At 66.6% G+C, this 24,775-nt stretch carries 32 protein-coding genes and 1 pseudogene; 18 read left to right on the top strand and 15 right to left on the bottom strand.

The features are described from left to right. Positions 1-220 precede the first annotated feature (220 nt). Together AB0M70_RS39225 and AB0M70_RS39220 are read right to left on the bottom strand one after the other, a co-directional pair. Positions 221-826: a hypothetical protein gene (locus AB0M70_RS39225; RefSeq protein WP_365828099.1), complete on the bottom strand. Its 606-nt coding sequence runs from the start codon at positions 824-826 to the stop codon at positions 221-223. Between the two features lie 263 nt (positions 827-1,089). Next, complete coding sequence (locus AB0M70_RS39220; protein WP_365828096.1) at positions 1,090-2,076, bottom strand: pentapeptide repeat-containing protein; 987 nt, start codon at positions 2,074-2,076, stop codon at positions 1,090-1,092. A 272-nt stretch (positions 2,077-2,348) separates the two neighbouring features. On the opposite strand from AB0M70_RS39220, the pseudogene AB0M70_RS39215 reads away from it, so the two are divergent. Then, a pseudogene (locus tag AB0M70_RS39215) lies at positions 2,349-3,071 on the top strand (IS5 family transposase); the annotation flags it as partial. A gap of 55 nt (positions 3,072-3,126) precedes the next feature. Here AB0M70_RS39215 and AB0M70_RS39210 read toward each other — a convergent pair. Beyond that, complete coding sequence (locus AB0M70_RS39210) at positions 3,127-4,029, bottom strand: helix-turn-helix domain-containing protein (RefSeq protein ID WP_365828094.1); 903 nt, start codon at positions 4,027-4,029, stop codon at positions 3,127-3,129. A gap of 169 nt (positions 4,030-4,198) precedes the next feature. On the opposite strand from AB0M70_RS39210, the gene AB0M70_RS39205 reads away from it, so the two are divergent. From AB0M70_RS39205 to AB0M70_RS39185, 5 genes are all read left to right on the top strand, one after another. After that, on the top strand, positions 4,199-4,387 hold the full coding sequence (locus tag AB0M70_RS39205; RefSeq protein ID WP_365828093.1) for a hypothetical protein: 189 nt from the start codon (positions 4,199-4,201) through the stop codon (positions 4,385-4,387). 165 nt (positions 4,388-4,552) lie between these two features. Beyond that, the gene (locus tag AB0M70_RS39200; RefSeq protein ID WP_365828091.1) at positions 4,553-4,777 is read left to right on the top strand and encodes a hypothetical protein; all 225 of its coding nucleotides are present in this window, start codon (positions 4,553-4,555) and stop codon (positions 4,775-4,777) included. 49 nt (positions 4,778-4,826) lie between these two features. After that, entirely contained in the window at positions 4,827-5,198 is a 372-nt protein-coding gene (locus AB0M70_RS39195; protein WP_365828089.1) for a PadR family transcriptional regulator, read from the top strand. After that, positions 5,195-5,446, top strand: a complete 252-nt coding sequence (locus AB0M70_RS39190; protein ID WP_365828087.1) for a hypothetical protein — start codon at positions 5,195-5,197, stop codon at positions 5,444-5,446. The genes AB0M70_RS39195 and AB0M70_RS39190 overlap by 4 nt, the downstream gene beginning before the upstream one ends. A gap of 14 nt (positions 5,447-5,460) precedes the next feature. Then, the gene (locus AB0M70_RS39185; protein WP_365828085.1) at positions 5,461-5,880 is read left to right on the top strand and encodes a hypothetical protein; all 420 of its coding nucleotides are present in this window, start codon (positions 5,461-5,463) and stop codon (positions 5,878-5,880) included. A 1,590-nt stretch (positions 5,881-7,470) separates the two neighbouring features. Here AB0M70_RS39185 and AB0M70_RS39180 read toward each other — a convergent pair. The 8 genes from AB0M70_RS39180 to AB0M70_RS39145 all read right to left on the bottom strand — a co-directional run bounded on the left by AB0M70_RS39180 (position 7,471) and on the right by AB0M70_RS39145 (position 12,574). Continuing rightward, the gene (locus AB0M70_RS39180; protein WP_365828083.1) at positions 7,471-7,764 is read right to left on the bottom strand and encodes a DUF6087 family protein; all 294 of its coding nucleotides are present in this window, start codon (positions 7,762-7,764) and stop codon (positions 7,471-7,473) included. Positions 7,765-7,777: 13 nt separating this feature from the next. Next, the gene (locus AB0M70_RS39175; protein ID WP_365828081.1) at positions 7,778-8,200 is read right to left on the bottom strand and encodes a hypothetical protein; all 423 of its coding nucleotides are present in this window, start codon (positions 8,198-8,200) and stop codon (positions 7,778-7,780) included. A 436-nt stretch (positions 8,201-8,636) separates the two neighbouring features. Then, entirely contained in the window at positions 8,637-8,954 is a 318-nt protein-coding gene (locus AB0M70_RS39170; protein WP_365828079.1) for a DUF6087 family protein, read from the bottom strand. A gap of 60 nt (positions 8,955-9,014) precedes the next feature. Continuing rightward, positions 9,015-10,151, bottom strand: coding sequence for a protein-L-isoaspartate(D-aspartate) O-methyltransferase (locus AB0M70_RS39165; protein ID WP_365828077.1), 1,137 nt, complete (start codon positions 10,149-10,151; stop codon positions 9,015-9,017). Then, complete coding sequence (gene tgmB, locus AB0M70_RS39160) at positions 10,151-11,116, bottom strand: ATP-grasp ribosomal peptide maturase (protein WP_365828075.1); 966 nt, start codon at positions 11,114-11,116, stop codon at positions 10,151-10,153. The genes AB0M70_RS39165 and tgmB overlap by 1 nt, the downstream gene beginning before the upstream one ends. Then, a complete protein-coding gene (gene tgmA / locus AB0M70_RS39155) occupies positions 11,116-11,412 on the bottom strand; it encodes a putative ATP-grasp-modified RiPP (RefSeq protein ID WP_365828073.1) in 297 nt (98 codons plus the stop codon). The genes tgmB and tgmA overlap by 1 nt, the downstream gene beginning before the upstream one ends. A gap of 227 nt (positions 11,413-11,639) precedes the next feature. Further along, complete coding sequence (locus AB0M70_RS39150; protein ID WP_365828070.1) at positions 11,640-12,122, bottom strand: ATP-binding protein; 483 nt, start codon at positions 12,120-12,122, stop codon at positions 11,640-11,642. Positions 12,123-12,148: 26 nt separating this feature from the next. After that, positions 12,149-12,574, bottom strand: a complete 426-nt coding sequence (locus AB0M70_RS39145) for a hypothetical protein (protein WP_365828068.1) — start codon at positions 12,572-12,574, stop codon at positions 12,149-12,151. Positions 12,575-13,028: 454 nt separating this feature from the next. Here AB0M70_RS39145 and AB0M70_RS39140 point away from each other — a divergent pair, with 454 nt between their 5' ends. The 5 genes from AB0M70_RS39140 to AB0M70_RS39120 all read left to right on the top strand — a co-directional run bounded on the left by AB0M70_RS39140 (position 13,029) and on the right by AB0M70_RS39120 (position 15,805). Then, positions 13,029-13,436: a hypothetical protein gene (locus tag AB0M70_RS39140; RefSeq protein WP_365828066.1), complete on the top strand. Its 408-nt coding sequence runs from the start codon at positions 13,029-13,031 to the stop codon at positions 13,434-13,436. Continuing rightward, on the top strand, positions 13,408-13,932 hold the full coding sequence (locus AB0M70_RS39135; RefSeq protein ID WP_365828064.1) for a DUF6879 family protein: 525 nt from the start codon (positions 13,408-13,410) through the stop codon (positions 13,930-13,932). Before AB0M70_RS39140 ends, AB0M70_RS39135 begins: the two co-directional genes overlap by 29 nt. Before the next feature lie 7 nt (positions 13,933-13,939). Beyond that, positions 13,940-14,794, top strand: coding sequence for a helix-turn-helix transcriptional regulator (locus AB0M70_RS39130; protein WP_365828062.1), 855 nt, complete (start codon positions 13,940-13,942; stop codon positions 14,792-14,794). A gap of 9 nt (positions 14,795-14,803) precedes the next feature. Then, positions 14,804-14,986: a DUF397 domain-containing protein gene (locus tag AB0M70_RS39125; protein ID WP_365828060.1), complete on the top strand. Its 183-nt coding sequence runs from the start codon at positions 14,804-14,806 to the stop codon at positions 14,984-14,986. Positions 14,987-15,277: 291 nt separating this feature from the next. After that, the gene (locus AB0M70_RS39120) at positions 15,278-15,805 is read left to right on the top strand and encodes a hypothetical protein (RefSeq protein WP_365828058.1); all 528 of its coding nucleotides are present in this window, start codon (positions 15,278-15,280) and stop codon (positions 15,803-15,805) included. 54 nt (positions 15,806-15,859) lie between these two features. On the opposite strand, the gene AB0M70_RS39115 is transcribed toward AB0M70_RS39120, so the two are convergent. Further along, positions 15,860-16,048, bottom strand: a complete 189-nt coding sequence (locus tag AB0M70_RS39115; protein WP_365828056.1) for a hypothetical protein — start codon at positions 16,046-16,048, stop codon at positions 15,860-15,862. 418 nt (positions 16,049-16,466) lie between these two features. Between AB0M70_RS39115 and AB0M70_RS39110 the strand changes: the two genes are divergently transcribed. From AB0M70_RS39110 to AB0M70_RS39100, 3 genes are all read left to right on the top strand, one after another. Then, a complete protein-coding gene (locus AB0M70_RS39110; protein WP_365828054.1) occupies positions 16,467-17,345 on the top strand; it encodes a hypothetical protein in 879 nt (292 codons plus the stop codon). Between the two features lie 223 nt (positions 17,346-17,568). Further along, complete coding sequence (locus AB0M70_RS39105; RefSeq protein ID WP_365828052.1) at positions 17,569-17,727, top strand: hypothetical protein; 159 nt, start codon at positions 17,569-17,571, stop codon at positions 17,725-17,727. A gap of 120 nt (positions 17,728-17,847) precedes the next feature. Next, positions 17,848-18,690, top strand: coding sequence for a hypothetical protein (locus AB0M70_RS39100; protein ID WP_365828050.1), 843 nt, complete (start codon positions 17,848-17,850; stop codon positions 18,688-18,690). 136 nt (positions 18,691-18,826) lie between these two features. Here the strand turns inward: AB0M70_RS39100 and AB0M70_RS39095 are convergent, their stop codons facing one another. Next, the gene (locus tag AB0M70_RS39095; protein WP_365828048.1) at positions 18,827-19,138 is read right to left on the bottom strand and encodes a hypothetical protein; all 312 of its coding nucleotides are present in this window, start codon (positions 19,136-19,138) and stop codon (positions 18,827-18,829) included. A gap of 309 nt (positions 19,139-19,447) precedes the next feature. Between AB0M70_RS39095 and AB0M70_RS39090 the strand changes: the two genes are divergently transcribed. After that, positions 19,448-19,624 (top strand): hypothetical protein, encoded by a 177-nt coding sequence (locus AB0M70_RS39090; protein ID WP_363213300.1) that lies wholly within the window; start codon positions 19,448-19,450, stop codon positions 19,622-19,624. Then, complete coding sequence (locus tag AB0M70_RS39085) at positions 19,621-20,268, top strand: hypothetical protein (RefSeq protein WP_365828046.1); 648 nt, start codon at positions 19,621-19,623, stop codon at positions 20,266-20,268. Before AB0M70_RS39090 ends, AB0M70_RS39085 begins: the two co-directional genes overlap by 4 nt. A gap of 260 nt (positions 20,269-20,528) precedes the next feature. Here the strand turns inward: AB0M70_RS39085 and AB0M70_RS39080 are convergent, their stop codons facing one another. After that, positions 20,529-21,665, bottom strand: coding sequence for a hypothetical protein (locus AB0M70_RS39080; RefSeq protein WP_365828044.1), 1,137 nt, complete (start codon positions 21,663-21,665; stop codon positions 20,529-20,531). Positions 21,666-22,214: 549 nt separating this feature from the next. Here AB0M70_RS39080 and AB0M70_RS39075 point away from each other — a divergent pair. Together AB0M70_RS39075 and AB0M70_RS39070 are read left to right on the top strand one after the other, a co-directional pair. Next, on the top strand, positions 22,215-22,376 hold the full coding sequence (locus AB0M70_RS39075; RefSeq protein WP_365828042.1) for a hypothetical protein: 162 nt from the start codon (positions 22,215-22,217) through the stop codon (positions 22,374-22,376). Between the two features lie 40 nt (positions 22,377-22,416). After that, entirely contained in the window at positions 22,417-22,731 is a 315-nt protein-coding gene (locus tag AB0M70_RS39070) for a hypothetical protein (RefSeq protein WP_365828040.1), read from the top strand. Between the two features lie 725 nt (positions 22,732-23,456). On the opposite strand, the gene AB0M70_RS39065 is transcribed toward AB0M70_RS39070, so the two are convergent. After that, positions 23,457-24,749 (bottom strand): ISL3 family transposase, encoded by a 1,293-nt coding sequence (locus AB0M70_RS39065; protein ID WP_365828038.1) that lies wholly within the window; start codon positions 24,747-24,749, stop codon positions 23,457-23,459. Positions 24,750-24,775: the final 26 nt, after the last annotated feature.

The raw sequence follows: 24,775 nt of genomic DNA, 5'->3' as shown, positions 1-24,775 counted from the left end.
ACTCTTCGCAGACAAGACCACCCCGCAGCGGCCAACCCCCGCAAAACCGGAACCACACGAACTCGACTGAATACACCACTCGGCGGGACGCCATCGAACTCGGGTGGTGTCCCGCCGAGTGGTGTAACCGTGCGTCTTACACATGGCGCGCACCGGTAAGGACACGGCGAACCGTCCTTGTCGCTACACCACTTCGCAGGACGTGACCCAGCGTTCGCTTCTACCCACCATCACCGCCGCACCCGGGCGCTCTCTTGAAGACCGGCTCACCGTCGATGAGGCCCTCCAGTTGCTTCGCACCGGGGGCTGTTGGCCTCATCCACCCTTCGCGCGAGCCCGGTTTGACCTGGTCAAGACCGCTCCCGGAGGCACGCACCCATCGCAGCCCTTCTCGGTCTATGAACTGCACGGACTTGAGCTCGACACCAGCGTTATCAGGCAACTTGTGCGTGCGGCCCAGGAAGGTCTTGGTGTAGAGCAGGGACTTTTCGTCAACTATCAAGTCCGTGCAGGGCCCGATAACCGACATGGGTTGCTGGAAGAGGACGACAGTCGAATGCCCATATCCTTGCCTGGATTCGATGTGTACCCAAAAGTGCATGCGAACTGATTCCACTGGGTCCTGAGACCTGTTCCGCAGGTGGACAGCAAAGTCCCCTTTGCTGTCGAGTTCCGCCCACGCGGCCACGCGGCTTGCCTGGTCTCGACTGTCGCGAGCGGCGTCTTCTCGGGACTGTTCCAGTTGATCCTGCGATACCGCAGCGCCGTAGTAGGTCGCAATCGCGGTGAACAGCAACGAACCGATACCTGCGATGACTCCGGCCACCGTCCCCCACGTGGTCCAGTCGATGCGTCGCGACCTCCCGCCTCGATCCTGCTCCCCGCTGTCTCGCACTCGGGCCCTCACGCGGTCAGGTGAGGGACGACGCCTCGCCAGCCTCAGCCGCTCTCGCCTCTGGTCGCTGCCTGTGGGCATGCACCCTCCTGACCTGACGCCGTGCACCAACTGTGCTGCGGGTAGTCGAAATTATCGCCAGGCCAGTCGCGTGTACGGTCACTGCTCTTGCTCGGGGGGGCTCAGTTGCGTGATCACGAAATCTGCCCCGGCCACTCCTTCGGGACCATCCGACCCTTGAGATCCGGATCTTCCGCCAGGTACTCCGGGAGCTTCGTTCCCTTGGACAGATAGGCTCTGAGTAGGCCCTCCCTATCCACTTCAGCGCCGGTAAGGTCCGCGTTATGCAGATCCGTTCCGGTCAGGTCCGCGCCGCGAAGATTCGCTCCGCTCAGGTTCACACCTGACAGATCCGCATCTCTTAGCGATGCCTCCCTCAGGTCTATGTTCCTCGCGTCTGAGCGGTGGATGGTCGCTCTCATCATCTTTGCACCATGCAGGTCGGCGCCTCGCAGGTCTGCCTCAAAGAATACGGCGCTCGCCAAGTTCGCTTGAGGTAGACGCGCGCGGGACAACTTCGTCTTGAACAAAGAGGCGCCAGCCAAATCAGCGCTCGATAGGTTCGAATCGGAAAGATCTGTCCTGTTCAGGTCCGCGTTGGCTAGCTGCGCCGCGGTCCGGGACTCAATCGCTCCTGCGGAAATCAGCGGCCCCAACTCTTCGCCGGGTAAGCAGGCACCCCCCAAGTCGAGCCTGAATGTTCCATCTCTGGTTTCGTCCCGGAAAGCGATCACCTTGAGGGCCGCATGCACGTCCGGTGAGACCTTCTTGCCCTTCGCAGGCAACTTCGTGGCGTGTGTACGCACGAAGGTCACCAGGACATCGGCGATCGTGGGGTGATCGCGTACGGAGTCCTCCATAATTCGCTGCAGGGCATAGATGCCACCCAACCGGACGTCCAAGGAATCGTCGCCGAGGTTCTCCACCGCCTTGGTGTATCGGTCCGTGATCTGTCCTTCCTGCGCAATGCCCAACTCCCTGCTGCTGATCTTCAACTGCTCGTTGACCTGATCGTTGGAGTACCAGATGGCGGCCGCCGAGACGACGGTCGAGAGGAGCACGCCGAAGACCACGGCGCCCAGTTCGATACGGCGGGCCCAGTCCAGCCGCTGAGGCTGCACGGACTCAGATGGAGGGCTGGGGTCCGCGGCCGGAGAAGAGAGTCCCTGGGCAGCGCGCTCACCGACCCGACGGAGTTGCTGGTTACGGCGGTGCGACATGAGGACCATTCGACTGCCCCAACACTGGCTGCCGCAGGCGTTCCGGCGGATCCGATTGGTGCAGCCGGTTAACTGTTCTAACAAAAGCGGTTGATCATGTGACTGTTGGCCTGGCCGCTCGCTGGTCTGGTTGTGGCGAAACATCGTCGCGGCCGTGGATCGTGTCGGATGAACTGTTCTCGCTCACCGAGCCCTTGCTGCCCGAACCGGGACCGAAGCTGGTGCAGGGCAGAGCGCGGGTGCCGGACCGGCAGGCCCTGCGCGGCATCTCGTTCGTGCTGCACACCGGCATCCAGTGGGAGTACCTGCCCCAGGAGTTGGGCTTCGGCTCGGGCATGACCTGCTGGCGGCGGCTGGCCGTCTGGAACGAGGCCGGCGTCTGGGACCAACTCCACCTCGTCCTGCTGGAGAAGCTGCGCTCGAAGAACCAGCTGGACTGGTCCCGGGCGGTGATCGACTCCCCGCACGTGCGGGCGGCCCGGCGGGGCCCAAAAACGGGCCCAGCCCGGTCGACCGGGCACGGCCGGGCAGCAAGCACCACCTCATCACCGACGGCCAGGGCATCCCCCTCGCAGTCTCGCTCACCGGCGGAAACCGCCACGACGTCACGCAGCTGCCGCCTCTGGGATAAGATCCCGGCCGACGCCGGACGCGACGGCCGGCCCCGGCAAAGGCCGGACGCCCTGCTGGCTGATCGCACCTACGACTTCGACCTGTACCGCCGTCTGCTCCGGCAGCGCGGTATCCGCCCCGTCATCGCCGAACGCGGCCAGCCACACGGCTCTGGCCCGGGCATCTTCCGCTACGTCGTCGAACGCACGATCGCCTGGCTGCACGGCTTCCGCCGTCTTCGCATCCGCGGGGAACGACGCGACGACATCCACGAAACCTTCCTAGCCTCGCCACCTGCCTCATCACCCACCGACACGCCCAACGCCTTGGTCAGCGACTTTACGTGAGTGCCCGCAGAACAAGGACCTCTGTCGCTTGCGGGGTTCGATCAACGATCTCCGTGTCAAAGAGGCATTCGAACGGTGCATGCGATATTGCTAGTTCTGCGCTCGTGGGGTCCGTGAGTAATCTGGCCCCGGCCCAGCTGCCGTAACCGAAGCTGCCAGCGACGATCAGAGCGGGAACCTGTGGGTTGAACGGGTTCTTGGTTTTCACCACGAGCCCGTAGTCGGTTCCTTCGCCCTGGTTCAACAGCCTGGGGACGTAGATCCGTTCAGTCTGGCTGTCTCGGATGGAGATGTCGTGAGGAGTGTGTCGCGTGAAGCCCAGTGAGCACCGCAGGCGCTGCACGACTTCATCTGTGATCTTGTTGGCGTCTGGCCCTCCAATCAGAATGAGGGGCTTGCGTCTGGCCTCACCGTCCACCCGGTCGCTGTATCTGATCACGGGAGACGCCGCGCCAATCCGGACGAAGTGCTGTTGGATCTCGGATAGCGCGAAGGCGTCGCCCACTCCGATCAGACCTGACGGCTCCCAACTGGCAAACTGATGCAAGCCGACCACCAGCGTGAGATCAGGCCTGACGAAGTCGCGCCAGAACTCCCGTAATTGACGGCCTCTTGTGCGGCTCGCGGCAGTGGCCTGTCGGGGTGAACACCCCAGACGGCCCCTCGCTTCCAACCAGGGTTTCGGGTCCCGTCCGCAGGCCTTGACGAACTCTTCCAAGGTGCTCCGTCGTGGGACACCGGTTGCACCGTTGATCATGCCGTGGATCGTCGAAGCGCTGAGCCCGCTCTCGCCCGCCAACGCCTGAATGCTCAATCCGCGAGTGTCGAACAGCTGTGCCAACTGCTCGATCAGGTCTTCCCGACTGTGGATCTGATCCGGATTGATCTGCGCCATCTAATTCTCCGCAACGGGCCTTTCGCTGCCATTCGGAATGGTAGCCGGAATGCTCTGCGACCTGGAGGGATGAGCCATTTCGCGCACTACTGACCAACGCTGTCGCTTCAGAACGGTCGGAGCGTACAGCCTGTGCTCACCAGTCAGCATCGCTGAAGAAGGAGTTCCGGTGAGTAGGAAGAAGAATCGTCCGGCGCGCGAGGCGGCACCGCCGAGCGACCCGTTCACGCAGACGCTCGGCACCATCCTCGACAAGGCCATGGCCAGCTGGTCTGCTGTCCTGCGCCTCACTCTGGCCTGCATCGCGCTGTGCCTGCCCATGACGGCGGCTGTGACGGTGTATCTCTTCCTTCACTGACGCACAAGCTGTATTCCGGCAGTACAAGGCCGTGCTCCACTCGCACCCGCAGCTCAAGGCGGAGGGGCTTCAACAAGGTCATCTCCGCCGACGGCCTCTACCGGCTGCTGCCGTTCCTGGAGCGCCTGCCCCAAACCCGCAACGCCACTCTTGGGCGAGACGGAAGTGAGGGACGGTGAGGGACTGGGCGACCTGCTGCTCGCACACCGGGTGTTCGGACCGCAAATCCTGCCGCTGTGGCGGCGGAAGCCCGGCTCGGACCTCGCCGACGGCGACCAGGTCGCGGAGCTCCGTCTCGGGCAGATGCACCTCACCCTCGCTCTGCGCACCGACGTGGACGGCGAGGGCGACATCGGATCTGAGGCAGTGTCGGGGCGCTCTCTGGGGTAGGCGACAGGCCCCTTGCAATCTCTAACTCTACATAGATAGTCTGATACCTATGGGAGCGAGACTACGCCGAACCCCAGCCATGCTTGCGGTCCTTGAGGCGCTTCTTCACCTGGACCGCCCCTACGGCCTGGAACTCATCCAGCGCACGGGCCTGCCAAGCGGCACCGTCTATCCGCTGCTGGCCCGCCTTGAAGAGGCGGGCCTGGTCACGAGCGCCTGGGAGACAGCGGAACCCGTGCACGGCCGCCCCCGGCGTCGCTTCTACACAGTCAACGCAAGCGGTATCACCTTCGCCCGCACGGCTCTGTCCGAAGGGGGGCCGATCGCTCGCCCCGCTGCGCCTTCAGTGCAGCCAACGCCTGGTCCTGCGCCAGCAAAGACCTCGGTGCCGCGTCCTGGTACAGCAGGGGGAGTTTCATGATCACAGTGCTCGGTCTGCCTGCAGCGGTCGTACTGGTGCTCGGAATCGGCGCATTGCTGTGCTGGGTCACGATCGGCACCACTCCCTGGATGGTGCGGTGGTCGCTGGGCCGACGTGCGCTCGACAAATCGGCACCAGAGAACCAGGCGGAAGTCGTGCGCGCTGCCATCGGCGAGGCCCCCGCCGACGGACCTGTGGAAGAGCTCGCCCTTCCGAATCCTTCGGACAGCGGCCCGGGCAGGTCATGACACAGCGCAGGAGCGTGCCTGAGCGGCTTGTGCTGCTCACAGTGGTCCTGCTTCCCGCCGACGGGCGCGACCGGTATGCAGAAGAATGGCTTGCCGACCTGGCGTTTTGCGAAGATGCGGCAACTCGCTGGCAGTTGGCACTGAGCAATCTGCGGGGGGCCTTCCGCCTGCGGTGGACCCTTTCCCGTGGCGCCTCCCGTCGAGCTGAGCCTGCACCGACCTTCGATATTCCTGCCGTCACACCGGGAACCGTCATCGGCGGAACGCTCCCACGGTGGCGCAAGCATCTGCTGCGATACATGAGTCCCCGCAGGCGCGCACGCTACCTTCTCCGACGGCGGCTGAAGGACGAAGCGGCAACAGGGATCCTTCTGGAACAGCTGAGCGCACTGCGCCACCAGACCGCCATGTCGATCATCGACAACATCCGATAGCGCGGCATCCATGCTGCCTCGCCGGTGCAGCAATTGAGGACTTCACCCGTCACGGAGCTGCCTCTCGCCGTGCGGCACGGCCTGTCGGGCCCGTTCTGCCTTCCGGCATCGCGGCCGGCTCCCGCTCAAACCGCACAGTGCCGCCCCAAGCCGGCCCCGAGTACGCCGCCGTCAAGGAGTGGGGCACCGCTGCAAGAACGAGATGCCGATGCAAGAGATCATCTCGGAGGCTGCATCCGCATCGCCCGCGGTCACAGCCGTTCCCGCCGCAGCATCTGCCTGACCTTGAGGAACCGCCACCATGCGCCTGCCGGCAGCATCCGCCGCACGGCCGCCGAAACCCACACCCCGGACATCTGCGCTTCCAGGACAGAGTCTTGGCGACCCACCCCACACCGAGCCACCTGCCCTCCTCGATGACGCTGACGCTGAACTCGCTCGCCAACACCTTCTTGAGCAGGCCGCCCAACGAACCAGGAAACAACACCCAGCAGTGCACGGGCTCTCCACCCCACCACCCCACGAACGCGCCCCTCGAACGCGGCCCCGGCAGCGGGAGTTGCACCTCACCGACCGGGCGCCCCACGACGGCCAGCACAGCACGGCTCACCACCACCGTGCCGCGGCACCGCAGCGCGCCAGCAGCCACGGCTGCGGCAGACCGGACACGGCCCTACCTCTCCAGGCGCTCTGTCCCGCCCCTGACGCCCACCAGGCCCGCCAGAGCCCAAGACCTCAGCGCCCCGGCCAACGGTCCTACGCCGCGCCACCCCGACCACCGCCCCACCACCCAAGGTGCTGCAATGCCGTAACCATGGTCCAGCCCCCGTGAACGACCATCTGATCGCACCCCGCTGCCCTCCCCACCAGTAGCCAAAAAAGCCCGACAGACCCGCCACCCAGCCGCCAGCCACGACAGAAGCACTCTCTAGAAACGCTGGGATGCGGGCCGCATCGAATGACCCCGGCCCAGCCCACCAGGGAAGGGAAAATCGCGTGATCAGCCCCGCCCTCAGACACACGCCACGAGGGCGGCTCCCCGTCCCGTTGAGCCCCTGCGCAACCAGATGCTGGCCGCGCTCGCCCAGCAGCTCGAGCCACTGGGTCCGCCGCTGCAGGTCGTGCCCGCAACTGGCGATGTCGCCGTGCCGCTCGTCTGGTACGGGCACCTGCCCACGCAGGGCGCGGCGGTGCGCGGCGATGTCGAGGGCCCGCTCCACACGCTCGGCGGCGCCAGCCGCGCCAGCACGGCGACCCTGTCCGCAGATACGTGGCGCCAGCTGCCTGCCCGGGCCCAGGGGCCTCAGCGAGCTGCTTTACGCCGCCTCACCCCGCACACAGCCCTACCAGCCGCGACGACGAACTTTCCCTCCAGCTCCGGCAGGTTCGGCAGGACGACACTCAGCTCAGTCGGCGCCTGGAGGAGGCCGAAGACGACCTCGCGGTGGCCCGTACCGGCCTCCGCCGCATGATCCGGGACGAAAGCCGTGCCAGTGGCCGTTGACGCCGCCGAGTCCTAACGGTTCTGCTCCCGAACCCGGCGGCCGTGTCGGCCAAGACCCTGCGCCGCCGGGCACCTCCATCGAGGCCCTACTCCTGATCGGGCGAGTCGCGGGAGCCGGGCCCGTGAGCCCACGCTGTGGCTGCTGCGAGGTCGGGGGCAGTGCCGACAGGGACGTAGACGAAACCGTCCCACTCCTCCAAGGCCCTGGGTTCCTCGGGCTGACGGTGGCTGGCACCGCCGTGCAGCGGCCGGTGACGCCGGTACTGATCCATCGGGGGACGGCGCCGCTTGGTGTACGCGGCGAGCGGGTTGTCGGCATCGACGCGCGGGAAAGCGCGCGACGGCTGGTTCGGCGGCCCGGGACGACTGTGCTTGCCCATGCGCTCGATGGTCTCAGGCCGCGATCGTGGTCGGCCGGGCAGCGGCGAGATCCCTCGCCCTCGTACGCACCTCGTCGACGGCGCCTGTCTCATACGAACGGGCTGCGTACAGCAGGGTGTTGAGCCGGGAGGCCACCAGTGTGGAGTCAACCCGAGCGGCGTCGTCGAGCGCCTGCTGGGCCGCCGCGGCGCCCCTCTCGGCCTCGCCCTCGTCGAACAGCGCGGCGGCGAGCCCAACGCGGTCCATGACGCGGACGCGGTCGAACCCCGGCTTCCTGAGTTTCAGTGCATCCTCGAAGTGGGTGCTCGCTCGTTTGCGGGGACGGCCAAGCCCGGCGAGGTCCCGGGCGGATACCGCGCGGGCACCGGCGTGCTCGGCCTTGCCCACGTCCAGGGCGCAGAACACATCGATCGAGGTGAAGTCTGTGCTGGTCACCGGGCTTTCCCCTCCCCGGAGTCACGGCCGGTGGCCCACCGGGCACCGGAGGCCGGCAGCCACATTACGCAGCCCTGCCGTCGGGCGGACACGCTTCTATCAGCGACCATCCGGTGCCGCCAGGACCGGCGGCAGCACCCCCCGGATCATCAACGACAGGGGCAAGGAGCCATACCGGCCCCGGAGGCCACGAGCCCAGTTCGGGCTCTACCCAGAAGGTAATGGGCACGCCGGTGCCGGAGTACCGCTGGGGGCGGTGCTGATCACATGGAGCGTTTCGCCCTGGGTAAGTGCCTGCCAGGGCAGGGCAGCCGGCTGCACGACTGCCCAGGGCACTGTGGACGGCCAGGTCAGATGCGCGTGAGTCTCTGCCGTCAGGAAGGCATCAGGCGGAGGGGGGCTTCGAGGGCACAGCCGTCGTGTGGATTGGGCAGTGTCAGGGCCGGTGCCACGGCTCGGTCGGACGCCAGGGTTCGGTAGCGGGAGGCAGCTTGCTGAACGCCGGCAGGGGGACCCGCTCTGCCCGGGGGGCCGTGTCCTTGCCGGTCTCGTCCGCAGCGGCTGGAAAGTCCTTGGCGACTCCGGCCGGAATCCACTGGTGCCCGTCCCATTCCTGGATACCGCGGGGTGCTGCGGGGTCAACGTGGGCCCCGTGCGTGGAATCCTCACCGAGCGGGGTGGCGCGACGTTCCCCCGGCTTGGGGCGACGCTGTGCACGGCGTGCAGCCCATGCGTTGAGGGACTCGTCTTCCATAGGGGTGCTCCCTCCTCGTCGGCTCCCGTCCAGTGTGCCCTGTCGGTGCTGCTTTCAGGGCTACAGCGTTGCTGTCCACCCGTCGCGGGACAGAGTTGTCGTGCCGTCGGGGGCGATGGTGACCTGGGCACCGTAGAGGGGAAGTTCGCCCCGCTCGATCCAGCGCCAGCGGATTTTGTGGAGTTTGTCGTACAGGCGGCGTGGGCCGCTCTGGTGCACGGTCGCTGTCTGCTCGCCTGGCCGGGTGCAGGCGCGCGCCCAGGACCCGTCCGGGTGGAGCATCCACGTCATGCGGCTGCCGTCGTCATCGGTTCCGGTGCGGTGCTCGATGCCCGGGACCGCGAGGGACAGCATCGACCACACCTCCCAGGCCTGCATGACGTTGAGCACGGGAAACGGTGATGTGGTGACCTCTTCTCCTTCCTGCTCGACGGATTTGATGAACACCTCTCGCAGTGCGGGCGGGTAGTCGTCTCCGGTGCGGGTGGTCATGAACGAGCCGCGGTCCCATTCCACGCGCCCCCTGGCGCCGCCGTCGTCGGTCTTGTCCGCGGTGATGATCAGGCCGGTGCCCGCGATGGTGGTGACCAGACGCCCGGCGGGTGCGAGGGAGGACAGCCACGAGAGGGGGATGCGGGGCATCGAGACCATGGACACGATCCGGTCGAAGGTGCCGGGGAGGTCATCGGCGCTGCCGTCCGCGGTGATGACGGTGGGATGCCAGCCGATCTCGTCGAGGCGTTCAGCGGCGATGCGGGTCAGGTAGGGGTCGACGTCCAGCGTCGTCACCAGGTTGTCGCCGAGCCGGTGGCACGCCAGAGCAGCGCTGTACCCGGAGCCGGTGGCCAGGTCCAGAAGCCGCATGCCCGGGGTGAGACGGCCGTGCTCGAGCATCGTCACCACCAGACTCGGAAGCGTCGAGGAGGAGGTGGGATGACCGGTGACCAGATGCCCGGCCTCGGCCTGGTCGGCGTGCACGGGGCCGATGCGGGTGACCAGCGTGGTGTCCGAGTAGGCGCCCGCCGCCCACCTGTCCTCGTCGGCCGGGCCGTTGACAACTGTCCATCCGTGCTCGCCAGGGGTGAACCAGTTCCTGACCAGCAGGTGCCGGGGTGTCTGGCTGATCGGGGCCCACCAGGGGGACCCGGGATGCGTGGCCCGGGTCGCGAGCGTGGCCGCGTACGGCTTGAAGTCCATCAGGACACTCCTTGCAGCTCGTCAGCGATCGCTTCGGCGATCGGCAGGCCGCTCGCCCCTTGAATCCAGTCCCATTGGCCACACGGGTTGACCTCCAAAAACGTCCACCGCCCGTCCGGGCCCACGATGAAATCTGCCGCTGAGTAGCGCAGTTGCAGCCGCCCCATCAGAGCCCGCATCCCCGCAGACACCTCATCAGGAACCGTGGTGGCGGTGTACGTCAGGGACCCGTAGTCGCTGCGCCAGTCCTCGTGGGCGGCCTGGCTGCCGGCATGGATGGCCACGGCGAACATCCGCTCCCCGACCACCGTCAGGCGCACCTCGTACTCCTTGTCGACCCACGCCTGGAACAGGTGGACGGTGGTGTCGATGCCCACCAGGTCCTCCAGGTCCTCGGGGCGCAGACGCTGCGTATACACCGACTTGAGCTGGCCGGTCTCGATGAGTACGGGGGAGGAGACCGGCTTGTAGACGATTCGCCCGCCGGTCTGCGCGGCGAACGTCGCCACTTCTTCAGGCCGGTTGGTGACCAGCGTGGACGGGATGCGCAGTCCGCAGACACGCGCGGAGGCCAGTTGCACGGGCTTGTACTCGGCGCGGGCCATGGCGGTCGGATGATTCACCCAGCGGCATTGCAGCGCGGACAGGACACCGCCAAGACCGGCGCGGGCCTGGGCGGCAGCGAACCTCTCCTCCGGCCCAGACATCCCCGGGGGAAAGCGGAACGCCCCGGGGGTGCGGTAGTAGACCGCGCCAACCCGGGACAGCTCTACCGTCCGGTGCCTGGTGGTGAGGTCGCCCGTCCACGCGCGCCCCTGGTCGATCCTTCCGGCCAGGTTCAGATGCTGCGGGAAGTCGGCGGTGTCCATGCGGAACACCTCGCCCCCGCGTCTTTCCAGCTCGACGACGATGCGGTCCGTGGGCCAGTCGTCGGGCGCGGCGATGATCAGGACGGGCGCGGCCATCAGTCCTTGGGCCCTTCATCCAGCGGCGGCGGGTTGTTCGGGTCGCCGTCTGGGACGGTCGGCGTGTGCGTGTTCGCCATAGACGTCAGCGGGCCGCCGTCGCTGCCTAGGTTGATCTGGCGCTCGGGGTCGTAGTCGTGAGCCGGGAGCCGGGCGGCCCCCGTCGAGTCAGGGATGCGAGCGAACCGCAGCGCCCACGGACGGGTCCCCTCGCCCGTCGGCGCCTCGGAGCTGTACGGGGTGCGCCCACCATGCGGGGTGAGAGGGAAGGCCTCACGGTCCTGGGCTGTTGTCACCTGTCTTCTCCATCTGCTCGTTGATGCCGGGGTACTGCCCGCCCGATGGGCGGGGTACTGCCCGCCCGATGGGCGGGGTACTGCCCGCCCGATGGCTACGACCGAGTTCCTAGCCGGTAGAGGTCCGGTAGTCGCGCCAGGTTCTGGCTGCCTGCTGCTCCACGTCGGACGGCATGTGCTGCCACTCGACGCGGGGGTTCATCTCCTCATATAGCGCGCGGGCTCGTTCAGGGGTGGGGTCGGGCGGCATCCGGTGCCTCCTTGATGGTGTGGCCGGTTGAGAGCCGCTGGTGGGTGGGGAGGTCGATTTCCGCTCGCACCGTGGTGCCGCCGTTGTCGGCCCTGCTCTGCTCCCAACGGCTCGCCAGCTCTTTCACGATCAGCAGCCCCCGTCCGCGCTCGGCCTCAGAACCGGGACACTGGGGGGTGAGCCGGCGATGAGGGCCGCAGTCCTCGACGCCTACCGATGCCGTCCCGGCGCCGAGGCAGATCGACACGACGATCTCCGGGCTGCGGGTGTACGCCAGGGCGTTGGTGGCGAGTTCACTGACGATCAGCTGCAGGTCCGCCCGGACGGCCTCGGCCACACCCCAGTCGGCGAGAGTCACACCGACATAGGCACGGGCCTCACCGGGCGTCCGCTCGGAATGCCCAGGCAGCCGCCGGCACGCGCTCAACGACTGTGATCTGCAGGCGTCCGGCACGCTCACGCGGTCTCCAGATGTTGCGGGATACATCACGCGGGCCTCCCCTCCGGCCGCACCGGGGCGCAGGCCCGCGGGAAACCGGCCTGCGGGCACAGGGCGCAGCCTGATACGCCGCGCAGCCACGCCCGTAGCGTGATCCGCTCGCTCTGCGTCCAGGCGATCTCCCGCTCTGCCGGGGCAATAACGGTGTTCGTCGCGTCGCGCAGCACCAGCTGCTCGAGCGTGCACCAGCCGATCCGCCGGCGGCGCGGGAGGGCGGGCGATGCCAGGTCGTACACCTCGTGAACGACCGGCCAGCGGTGCGCATCGGCGACATCGCGGAGGTCCGCCAGAGCCTGGGCCGCTGTCGCCGTATTGGTGTGGCAGGTGTAGAGCACTGCGCGGGGATGGTCGGGCATCGCACCCACCAGGGTGGTGATCGGCACGGTGGGTGCGCCGGCGGGGGTCTTGGACATTGTGCTCAGCTCCATGGCATGTGTGGAGGAGGGCTGTTGGGCGCATGCCCCGAAGCGCGTCGCTGGGGAGCTGCACACAGGCGGATTGCGGGGCTCGTGGTTTGCCCCGCCGACGGGCCACGGCTTCGGCCCAGATGATCGACGTGCCGTTCCGGTGGCGCTGATGGCCGAAGGAAACGGCCGGTGTGAAGGGGAAGCCAAGGACCGTGAGTCGCTCGGGCTCGCCGCATGCATCCGCAGTGTCGGCTTCGGTGCTGATCCACTGGTCCGGGCCCCCTCGGTGCCGCATCCGGTGCGGCGGCTGTTCAGGTCTGGGACGAACGTAGGGCTGCTGCTTCCCAACTCCCAAGAAGATTGCGTGAGTTTGCAGCAAGTGGATTGACTACCTCGAATGGGCTCGCGACGATCGGCTTGTCGCGCAAACAGGCGCAAGACAGCGGACGGGAGACCAGCGATGCAGCTACGGTTCCTCGGGAAGAACTCCACCCCCGGAGACAGCCCCACCCTGTACGCCAGCGATGAGGACACCTACGTCATCCAAGGTTGGAAGGTGTTCGCCAACGACTTGCTCATGCAGCTCGAGGTGCGGCAAGGAGAGACAGCCGTCGAGGTGCCCATCGAGCTGTTCGAGCACCTGACCAAGGACGGGCAAGCGTCCGGCGAACTCAAGAAGTTCGCCGCCCCGGTCATGATCGTCACCGAACAAGGGACATGCGTTCTCCAAGGCCCGGAGATGAACGACTCCGAAGCCCTGGGCCAGATGCGCCTGCCCGACTACGAGACCTGCATCGAGGTCCCCCGGTCCTCGATCACGGCCCTGCTGGAGGAAGTCAGTGGACCTGATCACGCCCGCCCAGCGTGACGAGCTGTTCAACAGCTTCGAGCGTGACGCCTTCCACCTGGAGTTGAGAGACGACTACGGGTCTCCCATCGAGGACACGCCCTACGCCCGATGGCAAAGAGGGGAGCGTGACGACTACGCGTGGCTCGATCCCTGGAGGGCGTTGATGGGGCGGGTCACCGGACAGGGCAAAACGGTGCGCCGGGTCCGGGTGGTCACCGAGCCGCACAGTCGGTACGTCGCCTGGGAGCACTCGCTGACCCCGCTCAACATCGAGGCGGGCGAGGACATCCGGTGGCTGCCACGACACCAGCTGCCCCAGGGCATCGTCTTGCCCGCCGACGGCAACGACTGGTGGCTGTACGACGACCGGCTCCTGGCGATCGGTCATTTCGATGCCGAAGGCCGCGTGCTGGGGACGGAACTCACCGAGGACCCCGACCTCGTGGCCCAGTGCGTGCGGGTGCGGGACCTGCTGTGGTCCCTCGGCATTGCCCACGCCGAGTACAAGCCCTGATCCAGCGGTGAGCAACCAAGCGCAAGAAGCACGCGAGGCGTTGGGCGCCCGGCTGCGCGCATTCCGCAAGGATGCGGGCTTCACCAGCGGCCGGGCGTTCGCCGTGGCCACCGGATGGGCCGAGTCCAAGGTGTCCCGGCTCGAGAACGGCCGCCAGAACGCCAGCGAAAACGACATCCGCACCTGGTGCACCACCACCGACAGGCACGAACACATCGACGACCTGATCGCCACCGTGCGCCACATCGACGAGCTGTGGCTGGAGTGGCGCCGGCAGCTGCAGACCGGGGCGGAACGACGCCAGCGCAAGGCCCTGCCCGTCTACGCCAAAACCAAGGTCTTCCGTATCTGGCATCCGACGCTGGTGTGGGGGACGCTCCAGACGGCCGAGTACGCGGCACAAACCTTCCGGCAGGTGGTCGACTACTACGAGATCCCCGACGACGCCGAAGCCGCCACGGCCCAGCGACTCCAACGCCAGCAATACCTCTACCAAGGCAACCGCATCTTCAACGTGGTCCTCGGCGAACAGGCGCTCTACACCAATCTCGCAGGACCACAGGTGATGAAAGGACAGCTCGACCGCCTGCTGGCCGTCATGCGGCTGCCCCGCCTCAGCCTGGGCATCATCCCCCGGTCCGCCCCGGCGGCCATCTGGCCCGGCAACTCGTTCTCGATGTTCGACAACAAGCTCGTCCTCGTCGAGACCTACTCGGCCGAACTCTCCGTCACCCAGCCCCGGGAGATCGAGCTCTACACCAAAGCGTTCGCGCTCCTGCAGCAATCAGCGGTCTACGGAAGCGCCGTCCGCGACCTCATCCTCACCGCCATCCAACACTTCGACCACATGCCCGACGACTAGGACAACACCATGCAGACCACGACACCCCACTGGCGCACCAGCTCCTACACCGGAACGGAAAACTGCCTCGAAGTAGCCGACAACAACCCGGACAAAGTGATGATCCGGGACACCAAAGCACCCGAACACGGATACCTATCCCTCCAACCACCCGCCTGGACCGCATTGCTGGAACACGTTCGGAAGATCTAGACGCAGACCCCCACAAACCATCACCACCACGCCCCGAACCCACCCGCCCCACCACTCAGTCTCCAAATACCGCAGCAAAGGGACCCTCCCCACAATCGGCGCAGGCCAGCAGGCAACAACGGCTCCCCGCCCTGCTGAAGCGCCGCGCGTGGAGGGGTTTGGGCTCGAGCGAGTCAACGCACAGCCCGCTGCGGCCCACAGCGCGAAGGAGCAGAGGGGTCGCGTCGCACGGCATCGGAACAGGCGAGGGCGCCGCGTTTATGTGATCTTGGCGATGGTCAGGCTGACTCCGTGAAGATGACATCGGATTTCGCCCAGGCTATTGCTGCAACTGCCCCGATTATTCTGCTTGTTGGTGTCGTTGAGATGCGCTCCTACGCTCAGGTGCTGACGAGGCAGCATGAAAACGACCGACAGGCATCCGAGCCCCTGCTGGCGGAGGTGGACGGGGCAAGCGGAGAGCGTCAGGCGGAGATCAGAGCCGAGCTGGGCGGAATGACCCGGCGTGCTGTGCTGAAGGCTGCTCTGCCCATGGGTGTGAGTGTCTTCTGGGTCCTGATCTCCATAGTTCTCGCTGTGGTGACATATCAGTCGCTGTATTACCTGGCAGAAGGCGCTCCGGAAGGTTCGCCTGAACTGGCGCATGAACTGCTGACCTCCATCATGCTCGGGCTGGTCATGCTGGTGGCCATCCCAATCGCCACCTGGTTCAACGCGTACTTTGCGGTCCCTCTGCATACATACACGCAATGGGCGCGGGAGCGGTCCCGAGCGCGACGGACAGCGACTGACGGGGACGCCGAGCAAAATCAGAACTGACGTCCGTGTCATCTGGCCAGCGCAGTCTGAGTTGTGCGGCCACGACCGGGAAGGTCATAAACCGCCCTGCTGCGACGCCAGGAGCTTGATCAGGGTGCGTTGACTGCCGATCTCTTCGGCTTGTTCGGGCGTGAGGTTGTAGTGCTCCAGTTGGGCCATCTCGGCATCTGCGGCCGTGAAGTCGCCGGTATGGGCCAGGATCACGGCACGCTGGGCACGCGGTCCCAGGGTGAGGTCGCTCATGGCATGGTGGGCCGCCAACGGCAGCAGGTCGCATTCCATCAGGGCAAGGGCTTGTCGAAGGTCTCCGATCTCTACACGGTCCTCGGCGGGAGCCGCCCTCCATCCCCTCGCGCAGGGAGCTGCGACGCATCGTCTCCGCCACTTTGATCATCTTGGGTCCATCCCCCGCGGGTGCGGGGAGCAGTCCGCAGCTGCCTTCTGGTTGAGGAGCACGACGGGACCATCCCCGCCCGCAGGAACGCGGCCATCTGTGCCGGCATGCGCAAGGCCCAGGACTTCGAACGGATCGCGGACACGTTGGCTGCTTGAAAGAGACACCAGGTGATCTGGGCTCCCGGGGTGACGGGAAGCGGCTGGGCCACCGGGACGGCGCTCGTGCGATATGCGCGAACGGGCACACGACTCTAGCGTCGAAAGCATGGCCGATCATGAGGAAGCTGGCGGCGGTGTAACCGCGTGGGTGCACGGGCTGACCAAGCGAAACCTGCTGATCGTTGCGGTGTTGTTCTTGTCCAACATTGTGACGGCCGTCAGCACTCTGGCGACGGCCTGGGGGGTGTTGCGTCAGTCCACGGCGGACTGGCGGCCGGCCGAGTACCGCAAGCTGCGCGCGTTGCGCGGTGGCCACGCGCTGGAACGGTTTACCCAGACGCTCGGCCCGGCTTCCTACCGCTTCGCGTTTCGCGACCATGCCCCCGGCGTAGAGGTCCCGGGCATGGACAAGGCCAGGCTGACGATGCACGTGTTCCGCCCACGCGAGGACTACCGGGTCGAGGTGATCACCGAGCCGGGTAACTCGACCCTGGTGTACGCGGTGACGTCCTGCCGACCCGATTTCCGCCCCTCCTTCGAGGTGGATCGCAACAACCGACGAAGCGCCGAGTACCGGTTCACGATCACTCTTGGCACTCCCCTGGCCGACGTCCGACCAGAAATCTCGACGGTGCGCCAGTGGATGACAGCCACCGGTGCACGCCAAGCGGCCGTCTCCCAGCAGGTGGGAACCGGCGAGGAAGACGGCAGGCGCGAATACGCGTGGGGAGCCAACGATGTCTGCCCCCTCACGTCGGCGGAAGAACGAGCACGGTCTGTCACCTTCTGGAGCGCGTGGGAAGCGTGGCAGCGCGGGCGGACTCCTGATGAGCACGGTGTGTACGAAGGACGACGGAGTGATCCGCAGACGCGATCCCTCATGAAACGCTCCACCGTCAATGTGTACGCAGAAACCATGCCCTATGGGCAAATCTCGGCGTACTACCCGGCCTTGCTGGGGGTGGACAGACACCACGCCGACTGACGGCGATGGCGCGAGATGGTTTTCGCTCTCTGCTGTTCGCCACTGCTGAGGCCTCTCCAGGGCGGGACCAGGTGGCCAGGGATGCGGAGTAGGGCCCTTCCCTCAAGGCATCGCCGTCCGCCCCTCCCTCGGCGCCGGCAACGACCCGAGCCGCCCGTACGACCTGGAGACAGACCAGCGCATCGCGGAGTTCAAGCTCGCTCATTGGCGCGGCGCGGACGCCATGCGCAAGCGCCAGGCCTTCAAGGACCTCGTGATGCTCGCCGGTGCCGGCGACGCCCGGCTCACCGCGGCCAGCGTGCTGATGGCTTTGTTCGCCCTCACAGACCAGAAGGACCGAGCCACTGCGGCGCGTATCGTGCCGACTCATCCCGATCGTTGAGCCCCGCCAAACGTGGAGCTGGCCCCGGACGTCCTCGCCGGGTACGTGGAACGGATCGCCGAGGGGCCGATCGCGATATACCGTTGGCGGGCCAGAAGATAGGTTCAATGGGGGGACGGGATGGCGGGAAATACCCATGGAGATGCGGGCTCCAGCGCGAACTCGGAGCGCAATCCGCTCGGCCTGAAGCATGTCCTCCAGCACTTCGCGGCTACGCTTGCAATCGGTGGAGCCCTACTAACCCTTATTCAATACTGGGCAGTGGACCGATTCTTCGAACGGTTTGGCGGACTCGCTCCCGAGGAGGTTGGCCTGGATGTCGCAGTCTTGGCTACACGGGCAGTCGTGACCTTCGGCGTATTCACAGTCCTCTTCGTCGTTCCGGCCTTGGCTGTGTGGCCCGCCATGGCCTTCCTTTCCGCTTGGTGCGAGCCATTCCTCGGAGGCGTGGGGGAATTCATTAAAGGGCACTCCTGGCTGCGCAAGCTGCTCGCCAGCATGACGGTCGGGCTCATATGGGTACTGATGAGTTACGCCGAGAGTCCTGCCACCACCCCGGGCTTTCCCCGCTGGTCCTTGTGGCTTCTGGGCACAGGGCTCATCTACCTGACGGTCATCTTCCTGTCTCGAGTTCACGGAATCGGTCGACTTCTCGCAGGCGCTTTCCTCATCCTGACGGTCACAGCAGGGGTTGCGTACGCTCTCGGTCAGGTGATGGCGCGAAATGCAGAGGAACTAGCTGCCGGAAAATACTCCACCACACTTCCATACATGCTGGGCGTCCGGGTTCGCCCAGTCGAAGCTCAGTTTTTGAATTCGAGCGGCAAGGTGATCGATGAATCCCGGCAGATGCTGTATCTAGGACAGTCATCCGGTATTTATGTTCTCTGGGACCCCGTTCGTAAAGAACTGATCCAACGAGCTGTAACCCAGATTCAACTCACGACAACCGTAGAGAGATAGCAGGCATCGTGAGCTTGCTCCTCGACGGACATTCGAGATCAGAGGTTCAGCCCCGGGAGGATGTCCATCACGGAGAACATGGGGAAAGAAATTTCACCGCTCGTTCAGCCGGAGGTTCAAGACTGGGATCGTCGGGCTATGCCGGTGGGGGTGACCGCTCGTTCGGCCAGATCGCCAAGGACTTCGAACTGACCGAGACCGCGGTGCGGGACTGGGCGAAACAGGCCGGGGTCGACGCGGGCGAACGCAACGGACTGACAGCAGCGAGCGCGAGGAACTGGCCGCGCTGCGGCGGGAGAACCGCCGCCTCCGCGCCCATGGCCTCGGTCGCTTCGGCCCCGATGAGTTCCTGCAGGATGCGCTCGCACGCCACCCTGATCGCCCCGACCCCGTCGGCCGTACGTATCGACTCCAGCAGCCGCATCAGGTCAGACTGAGACAGGGCCATCGCGTCCTCCATGGTTGAACTGGCCGTTCATCACGGAGACTTGCGCGATGGCCCGCCCTTGCTGAGGGAGCAGTCACCTTCAACGGGCGCACGCCCCGAGCAGACGCCCGCGCGTTCCACGCCCTCGTCCAACTACACCACCCGCCGGGACGCCATCTGCGGCAACCGCTCTCGCGCAACGATATGCATCTGCGCAGGTCCAGGGCTGTCCAATTCTTGGCCCGTGGTTCTGTAGACCGCCCATCGCTGGATTGGCACAGCCCCTGGCATCAGAGTGAGGCCGTGACTGTTACTCACTACCGTGTACTGGTGGCCATCTTGCTCGGGCTGATCGCGTCCGCCGTGGCCGTGATCCTTGTTGTCATCGACCGCGGACCGGCAACCACGGCAGCCCGGGACGCCAGCGTGGCCTTCGCCACGACCACCACACTGTGCCTGCTGCTATTCAGCGAACTCAGGGACCACTACAGCCAGGGACCTGAGTGAACCGCTACTGGGCGCAGGGACTACGCGTCGAGCCCTCCTCTCCCCACGATGGCGACGAGTCGTGGTTCGCGGACGGCCTGGTCACGGTCGCCGGCCATGCCTTTCCACCTCGCTTTCGCATCTGGATGCGCTGCAACGCGACGGGCGCCGACATGTGCATCGCGCTCGAGATCGACCGGGGAGGGTTCATCGAGCCGGAGAACACCACCACCGTGAGTGGCGCGGCTTCGGACGGGGAGAAGGACCTCATCCGATCTGGTGCCCGGAGACTCGCTGTGCCTCTGGCGCTGGCCGGTATGCCCTACGGCCCCGTCCGGCGCACCGAGTCAGGCTGGCAGTGGGCTGCTGCCCAGTGGGCCCCGCCGCCGATCGGACGGCTCAGCGATGCCATGCCCGGCGCGCAACTCACGCTGGTCAAAGAGCTCCGGCGCCGTACGGGAGCGAAATGGTGGAGCATCTACCTGCCTCGCATCGAGGCAACCGCGCAGATCGTGTGGGACGCACCCGACAACATGTCCATCCGGCAAGTGATCAAGGACCGGGTCTGTCCCGGCACCCGAGTCGAGCGGGCGACGGCCTACCAAGACCTGCGCACCGCACGCGAGTTGGGCCTCCTGCCAACGACCCGAGAATTGCACCTCTAGATTGTTGCCGCCCGGGGGGCGTGTGGATCTCTGCGATCACGTCTGGTTGCATGGCTGCTACAGCGCTCAGGCGACAGCGGGGCACAGGCGGGGGTGCTCCGGCGACCCGGGCCAGGGCGCCGTGCCATTGACCGTCCTGTCCGCCGACGCGTACATGTTTCGAGCGGCGGGTGTATCGCCGTGCGACTGCGCCAACGAGACCGTCGATGCTCCTTTGACCGCCCGCCACCGGTCTCGTCATCTCACCCCGGGAGCTACCGTCACAGGGGCGGCTTCTGATGGCGAGCGAGGAGTTCGGTGAAGAAGTCCGTCAGGACTTGCTCACCGCCCGGCCTGGACAGTTCCCAGCCGCCGAAGCGGTAGATCTCGTATCCGGCCAACCTCAACCGCCGGTCCTCGGCGACCATCTCCGCATACAGCTTCGGCGTGGCGGTATGAGTGACCCGTCCCTGTTTGCCGGGCGGGTTGGGGCGGCCGTAGTGCTGCACCCCGTCGACCTCGAGGACGATGCGCGAGCGGTCCGGCGCCAAGAGTAGAAAATCCATCCTCTGCCGGTACAGCGCCCCGGACTGCTTGCCACTACGCCGTGTGTAGGGGTCGTAGTGGAGGTAGACCTGCGGGATCAGCGCGGGCAGGTCGAAGCCTCCATCCTCGGCATAGCGAGAACAGTAGGTGATCATGAGGAGCTGTTCGGGCGGTGAGTCCAGCGACCGGTACAGACGCCGGTAGAGGGCGTCGGCGGCACTCTCCTCGTCGGCGTCGGGCTGGTGGTTGTTCATCCACCAGGCGACCATCTGCCGCCACGTAAGGCCGTGCCGCGGCAGGGGGTCGGTGAACACCAGACAGGTGTCGGCGTGGCGGACGATTTCCACGTCGTTGTTCACCGCGTCGCGCAGCACGATCTGCGGTTTCGCGCCGTCGGCGGCGAAGATCAGGTTCTTGAAGGTGCCCGACGGCCCCTTGGAGAAGCGGCGTTCGTACTCCAGCTCTTGCAGATCCTCCAGCGCGTCGCGGGTCGGCCCGAGGATCTGCTCGATGCAGTCCCGGCGGGCCTGCCAGCTGCCCCGCATGTCGTTGTCACGCCAGTAGGTGCCGAAGCCGCGCGGCCCGTCGAACGTCCGAAACGGCCAGGTGGGCGGCTTCAGAGCGAGGCGTTCCAGGACGGCGCGGTGAGCCTTGATGACGAGGGGAACGTTCTCGTCATCAAGGTGTCTGCCCTTGCCGTCGGTGCCGTGGGAGACGAAGTCGTACTCCAGAAGCCGGGTCAGCGCGACGGCGACCTCCAGGTCGGTGCGGCCGGCAGGAGGGCCGAACCGCAGCGACTCGATCAGCTCGACATCGAGCACCCACAGCTCGGCCCAGCCGTCCCCGCTGCTGAAGAACGCCTCGACCTCCACGCTCCCACCCCCTGCGACCCGTAGAGAGCACCCCCGGCCCTGTAGCAGCCAGTTCACCAGATACCGCTGACACGCCGTCACCCCCTCCACGACCTCCGCGGTCCGGCCGACGCCATCTCTATCTTCGTGGGGTTCACACAAGCGCAGAGGGCCCTCGCGGTCCCGCCGTGTTTCGGCGGTCCGGTGGTGACCTGCCAGAGGGCCTCGGCAGGCCACCACCGACCCGCGACGTCGGCGACGGTCAGGGGGCGACCACAGGCCGGGCGGGGTAGTGAACCTCACGCCGCACGCCCCCATAATCGAACTCACCGAAGTCCTCCACGGGTTGTTCCAAGGACCTGGTTCCCGGGCCGTTCCGAAAGGCATTCCTCTGCGCAACAGCCGCACGAACCCCAACTCCACGCGACGCCCCTTCTCTTGCCCCCGCCCGTCGCCGACCGGTACACGCTCAGCCTGTTGGCGCGAGCGGCCCACGCCAAACGGGGCGGATCTGGCCGCAGGACTGACGCCGCCCCCCTGAGCGTCCATGCTGGAAGGCGTGTGGCGGTGATGAACAGCCCGTCTGTGCAGCCCTGCCCGGCCTGCGGAGGCGACCGCGTCACCGAACACAGCGAACACACGTGGGAGCCCGACAAGGACGGCAACCTCCTCCCCGTCGAACGCCGATGGACAGGACCCTGCAGCACCTGCAACGGCAGCGGCATCAGCTGACACCGCACCACCGGCGCCACCCGCACCACCAGGGAGAGCCATGCACGACACCGACCCGCCCCGCCGCCAGATCTACGTGTGCCTGGGATGCGCGGCCCAGTACCTGCCGCCCGCCTCGATGACCTACCCCTTGCTGGGCATCGACGCCTCCCCCGTGCACTGCGGCATGCCCGCCTGCGCCTCCACCGTCACCGCCTCGATGCGCTCCATCCACGTGCCCCAGGAGACGGTCGCGAAGTGGGCGCAGCGCGCGGCCGGTGTGCAGGGCCCGGTACGACGCGGCCGACCCGGCCGCATCGTCCGCGGCCGCCGCTCTAATCCCTCCCCCACCACAGGACGCAACAAGCTCCAATAGGCGATCACCGTCGGCATAAGCCTTGAAGGCGGGAAGCATCCGTGCGGGGATCGGGCGCGGCGGGCGTTACTTGGCGGGAGGGTGGTGCAGGTTCTTCAGTGCGTGCATCAGGTTCACGAGCTGCCCTTGGTCGTTGGGCCTGTCGTAGGGGTGGACTGAGTCGGCCACTGTGGCGGGTTCCGGAAGGCCTGGGCCCGCCGGTCGGCCGCCTCACGGCCTGGTTGCGCGGTCTCGGGGTCGCTCTCGAAGTCGGCTTACGCGACGTCCTCCGCCTGTTCGGCCACGTGCTCCAGCTGGCAACCCGAGCCGTGCCCAGCCGGCCTGAACGGGACACAGGACCTCTTCGACGAGGGCGACAAGGACGACGGGGCCTGACCCTCGCGTGACTCCCGGGGGCCAGAAGCCTGCTGGGCAGTGCCGTGCTGCTCAAAGCGGCCATCGCTCCGGCAAGGGGGATCCGGCCCGGTCATCCATTCGAGCGGGCCACTCGCGCGAACGCATTGTTAGACGCGCATCGCGAGGATCCGGAGTTCGGCTACTGGCTCCTGGCCGACAAGGCCCGCAGACTGGGAGCCGGTATGGCGGACCGGACCGCCTGGCGGATGGACTTTGATGGAACGGACGCCCTCGGCGCTGTCGAGGAAGTGCCTGCCCTGCCTCGGCCGCGCACCGAGTGCCTTGTGGCCCCAACGCCTGAGCGTCGGGGCCGCAAGGAGGATCTCGCCTCACTCCTGCCGTCGTGTCGCCCGTCTCATCCAGCTGACGATGAACATCAGGACCCCCACGGCCATGAGAGAGAATCCCACTATCCGCAGAGCGTTACTCGCATCGGCGTCGATCACTTTCGCGACGACAACCGCCGCGCCGACCAGAACGAGGATAGCCCCGAGGATGGCGAATACTCTTCGGTCGTCCGAAATCATTCGTCGAATGCCTTCGTGAGATTTTCGTACGCGTTGACTCCCTCTACTATGCTCGTACCGGCGGCAGCAACACCTGCTGCACAGCCGGCACCGATAGTTGGTGCGCACGTCGCCAGACCCACACCGGCGCCGAACGCCGTGCCCGCAGCAGCGAGCGTGTGTCCAACCCCTGCCTTGGTCGAGGAGAGCGTGGATGGCCGTGTGCTGTTCACGGACACGGTCGGAGAGCCGGCCGGTTGTCCGCGGCCCGGTGGGAGGGGATGGTTCGAGGTTCGTGTTCTCCATGTCTGCGGCGACCTTGGTGGTTGAGGGGTCGTGCGGTTCCCGCAGCAGAGCTCGGTGCTGGAGGACCGTCTTCTCGACGGCCTCGGCCAGGTTCGACCAGATGCGCCATCGGTCCGCGACGTGGATGGCTTTCGGGGCGCCGAGCCGTCCGGCCTCGGCATAGGCCGTGGAGCGGTCTCTGCAGATCACCTCGACGCCGGGATGCTCGGCGAGCCACCGGGCGACTGTCGACGTCGTCCGGTCCGCCAGCAGGTCGATGGGCTGGTGGGTTTCGATGTCGATCAGGATCGTGCCGTAGTGGTGGCCCTTGCGGAGCGCGAAGCCGTCCACCCCGAGCACCCGCGGTGTCGAGGTCTCGGGCTCAGGAAGGCGGCGGATCAACCGCAGCAGCCTCGACCTGCTCACCCCGGCCGCCAGAGCCTGGGACAAGCGGGCGCCGGGGCGGCCGGCCAGCATCACCGCCACCCGCTCCAGCACCCTCTGCAGGCCGGTGCTGCGTCTGCCGTGGCGAACCGTCAGCCCCTCGACCTGCTCGGCCAACGTTGCCTGTCTGCACGAACGTTGACCACAGCGGAAACGCCGGACCTGTAACTCGATCAGCACCGGGCGCCCGCCGACCGCGCTGTCGGCAAGCCGACGTACGTATCGGCTGTGCACCCGGGACGACCGTGTCCCGCACGCCGGACACACAGCCCGCTCGGCAGCAGCCCTGGCCCGCACTGCCACCAACTCGCCGTCGGGCACGACGTTTTCGATCACGACACCTTCGACCTGGTGGAACCACAGGTCCTGGAGGAGGACATCACCCACGGCCGTTCATGATCGCGGTTTCGGTG

The organism is Streptomyces sp. NPDC051214 (genome assembly GCF_040682375.1).
GTDB lineage: Bacteria > Actinomycetota > Actinomycetes > Streptomycetales > Streptomycetaceae > Streptomyces.
This window is presented reverse-complemented; position numbering and strand designations above follow the sequence as displayed.

Excerpts from the sequence above, each read along its gene's own strand:
- AB0M70_RS39125 (WP_365828060.1), top strand. The coding sequence starts at position 14,804 with ATGCAGACCACGACACCCCACTGGCGCACCAGCTCCTACACCGGAACG.
- AB0M70_RS39195 (WP_365828089.1), top strand. The coding sequence starts at position 4,827 with ATGGGAGCGAGACTACGCCGAACCCCAGCCATGCTTGCGGTCCTTGAG.
- AB0M70_RS39100 (WP_365828050.1), top strand. The coding sequence starts at position 17,848 with ATGGCGGGAAATACCCATGGAGATGCGGGCTCCAGCGCGAACTCGGAG.
- AB0M70_RS39140 (WP_365828066.1), top strand. The coding sequence starts at position 13,029 with ATGCAGCTACGGTTCCTCGGGAAGAACTCCACCCCCGGAGACAGCCCC.
- AB0M70_RS39145 (WP_365828068.1), bottom strand. The coding sequence starts at position 12,574 with ATGTCCAAGACCCCCGCCGGCGCACCCACCGTGCCGATCACCACCCTG.
- AB0M70_RS39210 (WP_365828094.1), bottom strand. The coding sequence starts at position 4,029 with ATGGCGCAGATCAATCCGGATCAGATCCACAGTCGGGAAGACCTGATC.
- AB0M70_RS39095 (WP_365828048.1), bottom strand. The coding sequence starts at position 19,138 with ATGGCCCTGTCTCAGTCTGACCTGATGCGGCTGCTGGAGTCGATACGT.
- AB0M70_RS39180 (WP_365828083.1), bottom strand. The coding sequence starts at position 7,764 with ATGGGCAAGCACAGTCGTCCCGGGCCGCCGAACCAGCCGTCGCGCGCT.
- AB0M70_RS39110 (WP_365828054.1), top strand. The coding sequence starts at position 16,467 with ATGGCCGATCATGAGGAAGCTGGCGGCGGTGTAACCGCGTGGGTGCAC.
- AB0M70_RS39190 (WP_365828087.1), top strand. The coding sequence starts at position 5,195 with ATGATCACAGTGCTCGGTCTGCCTGCAGCGGTCGTACTGGTGCTCGGA.
- AB0M70_RS39115 (WP_365828056.1), bottom strand. The coding sequence starts at position 16,048 with ATGAGCGACCTCACCCTGGGACCGCGTGCCCAGCGTGCCGTGATCCTG.
- AB0M70_RS39070 (WP_365828040.1), top strand. The coding sequence starts at position 22,417 with ATGCACGACACCGACCCGCCCCGCCGCCAGATCTACGTGTGCCTGGGA.
- AB0M70_RS39170 (WP_365828079.1), bottom strand. The coding sequence starts at position 8,954 with ATGGAAGACGAGTCCCTCAACGCATGGGCTGCACGCCGTGCACAGCGT.
- tgmB (WP_365828075.1), bottom strand. The coding sequence starts at position 11,116 with ATGGCCGCGCCCGTCCTGATCATCGCCGCGCCCGACGACTGGCCCACG.
- AB0M70_RS39105 (WP_365828052.1), top strand. The coding sequence starts at position 17,569 with ATGCGCAAGCGCCAGGCCTTCAAGGACCTCGTGATGCTCGCCGGTGCC.
- AB0M70_RS39075 (WP_365828042.1), top strand. The coding sequence starts at position 22,215 with ATGAACAGCCCGTCTGTGCAGCCCTGCCCGGCCTGCGGAGGCGACCGC.
- AB0M70_RS39165 (WP_365828077.1), bottom strand. The coding sequence starts at position 10,151 with ATGGACTTCAAGCCGTACGCGGCCACGCTCGCGACCCGGGCCACGCAT.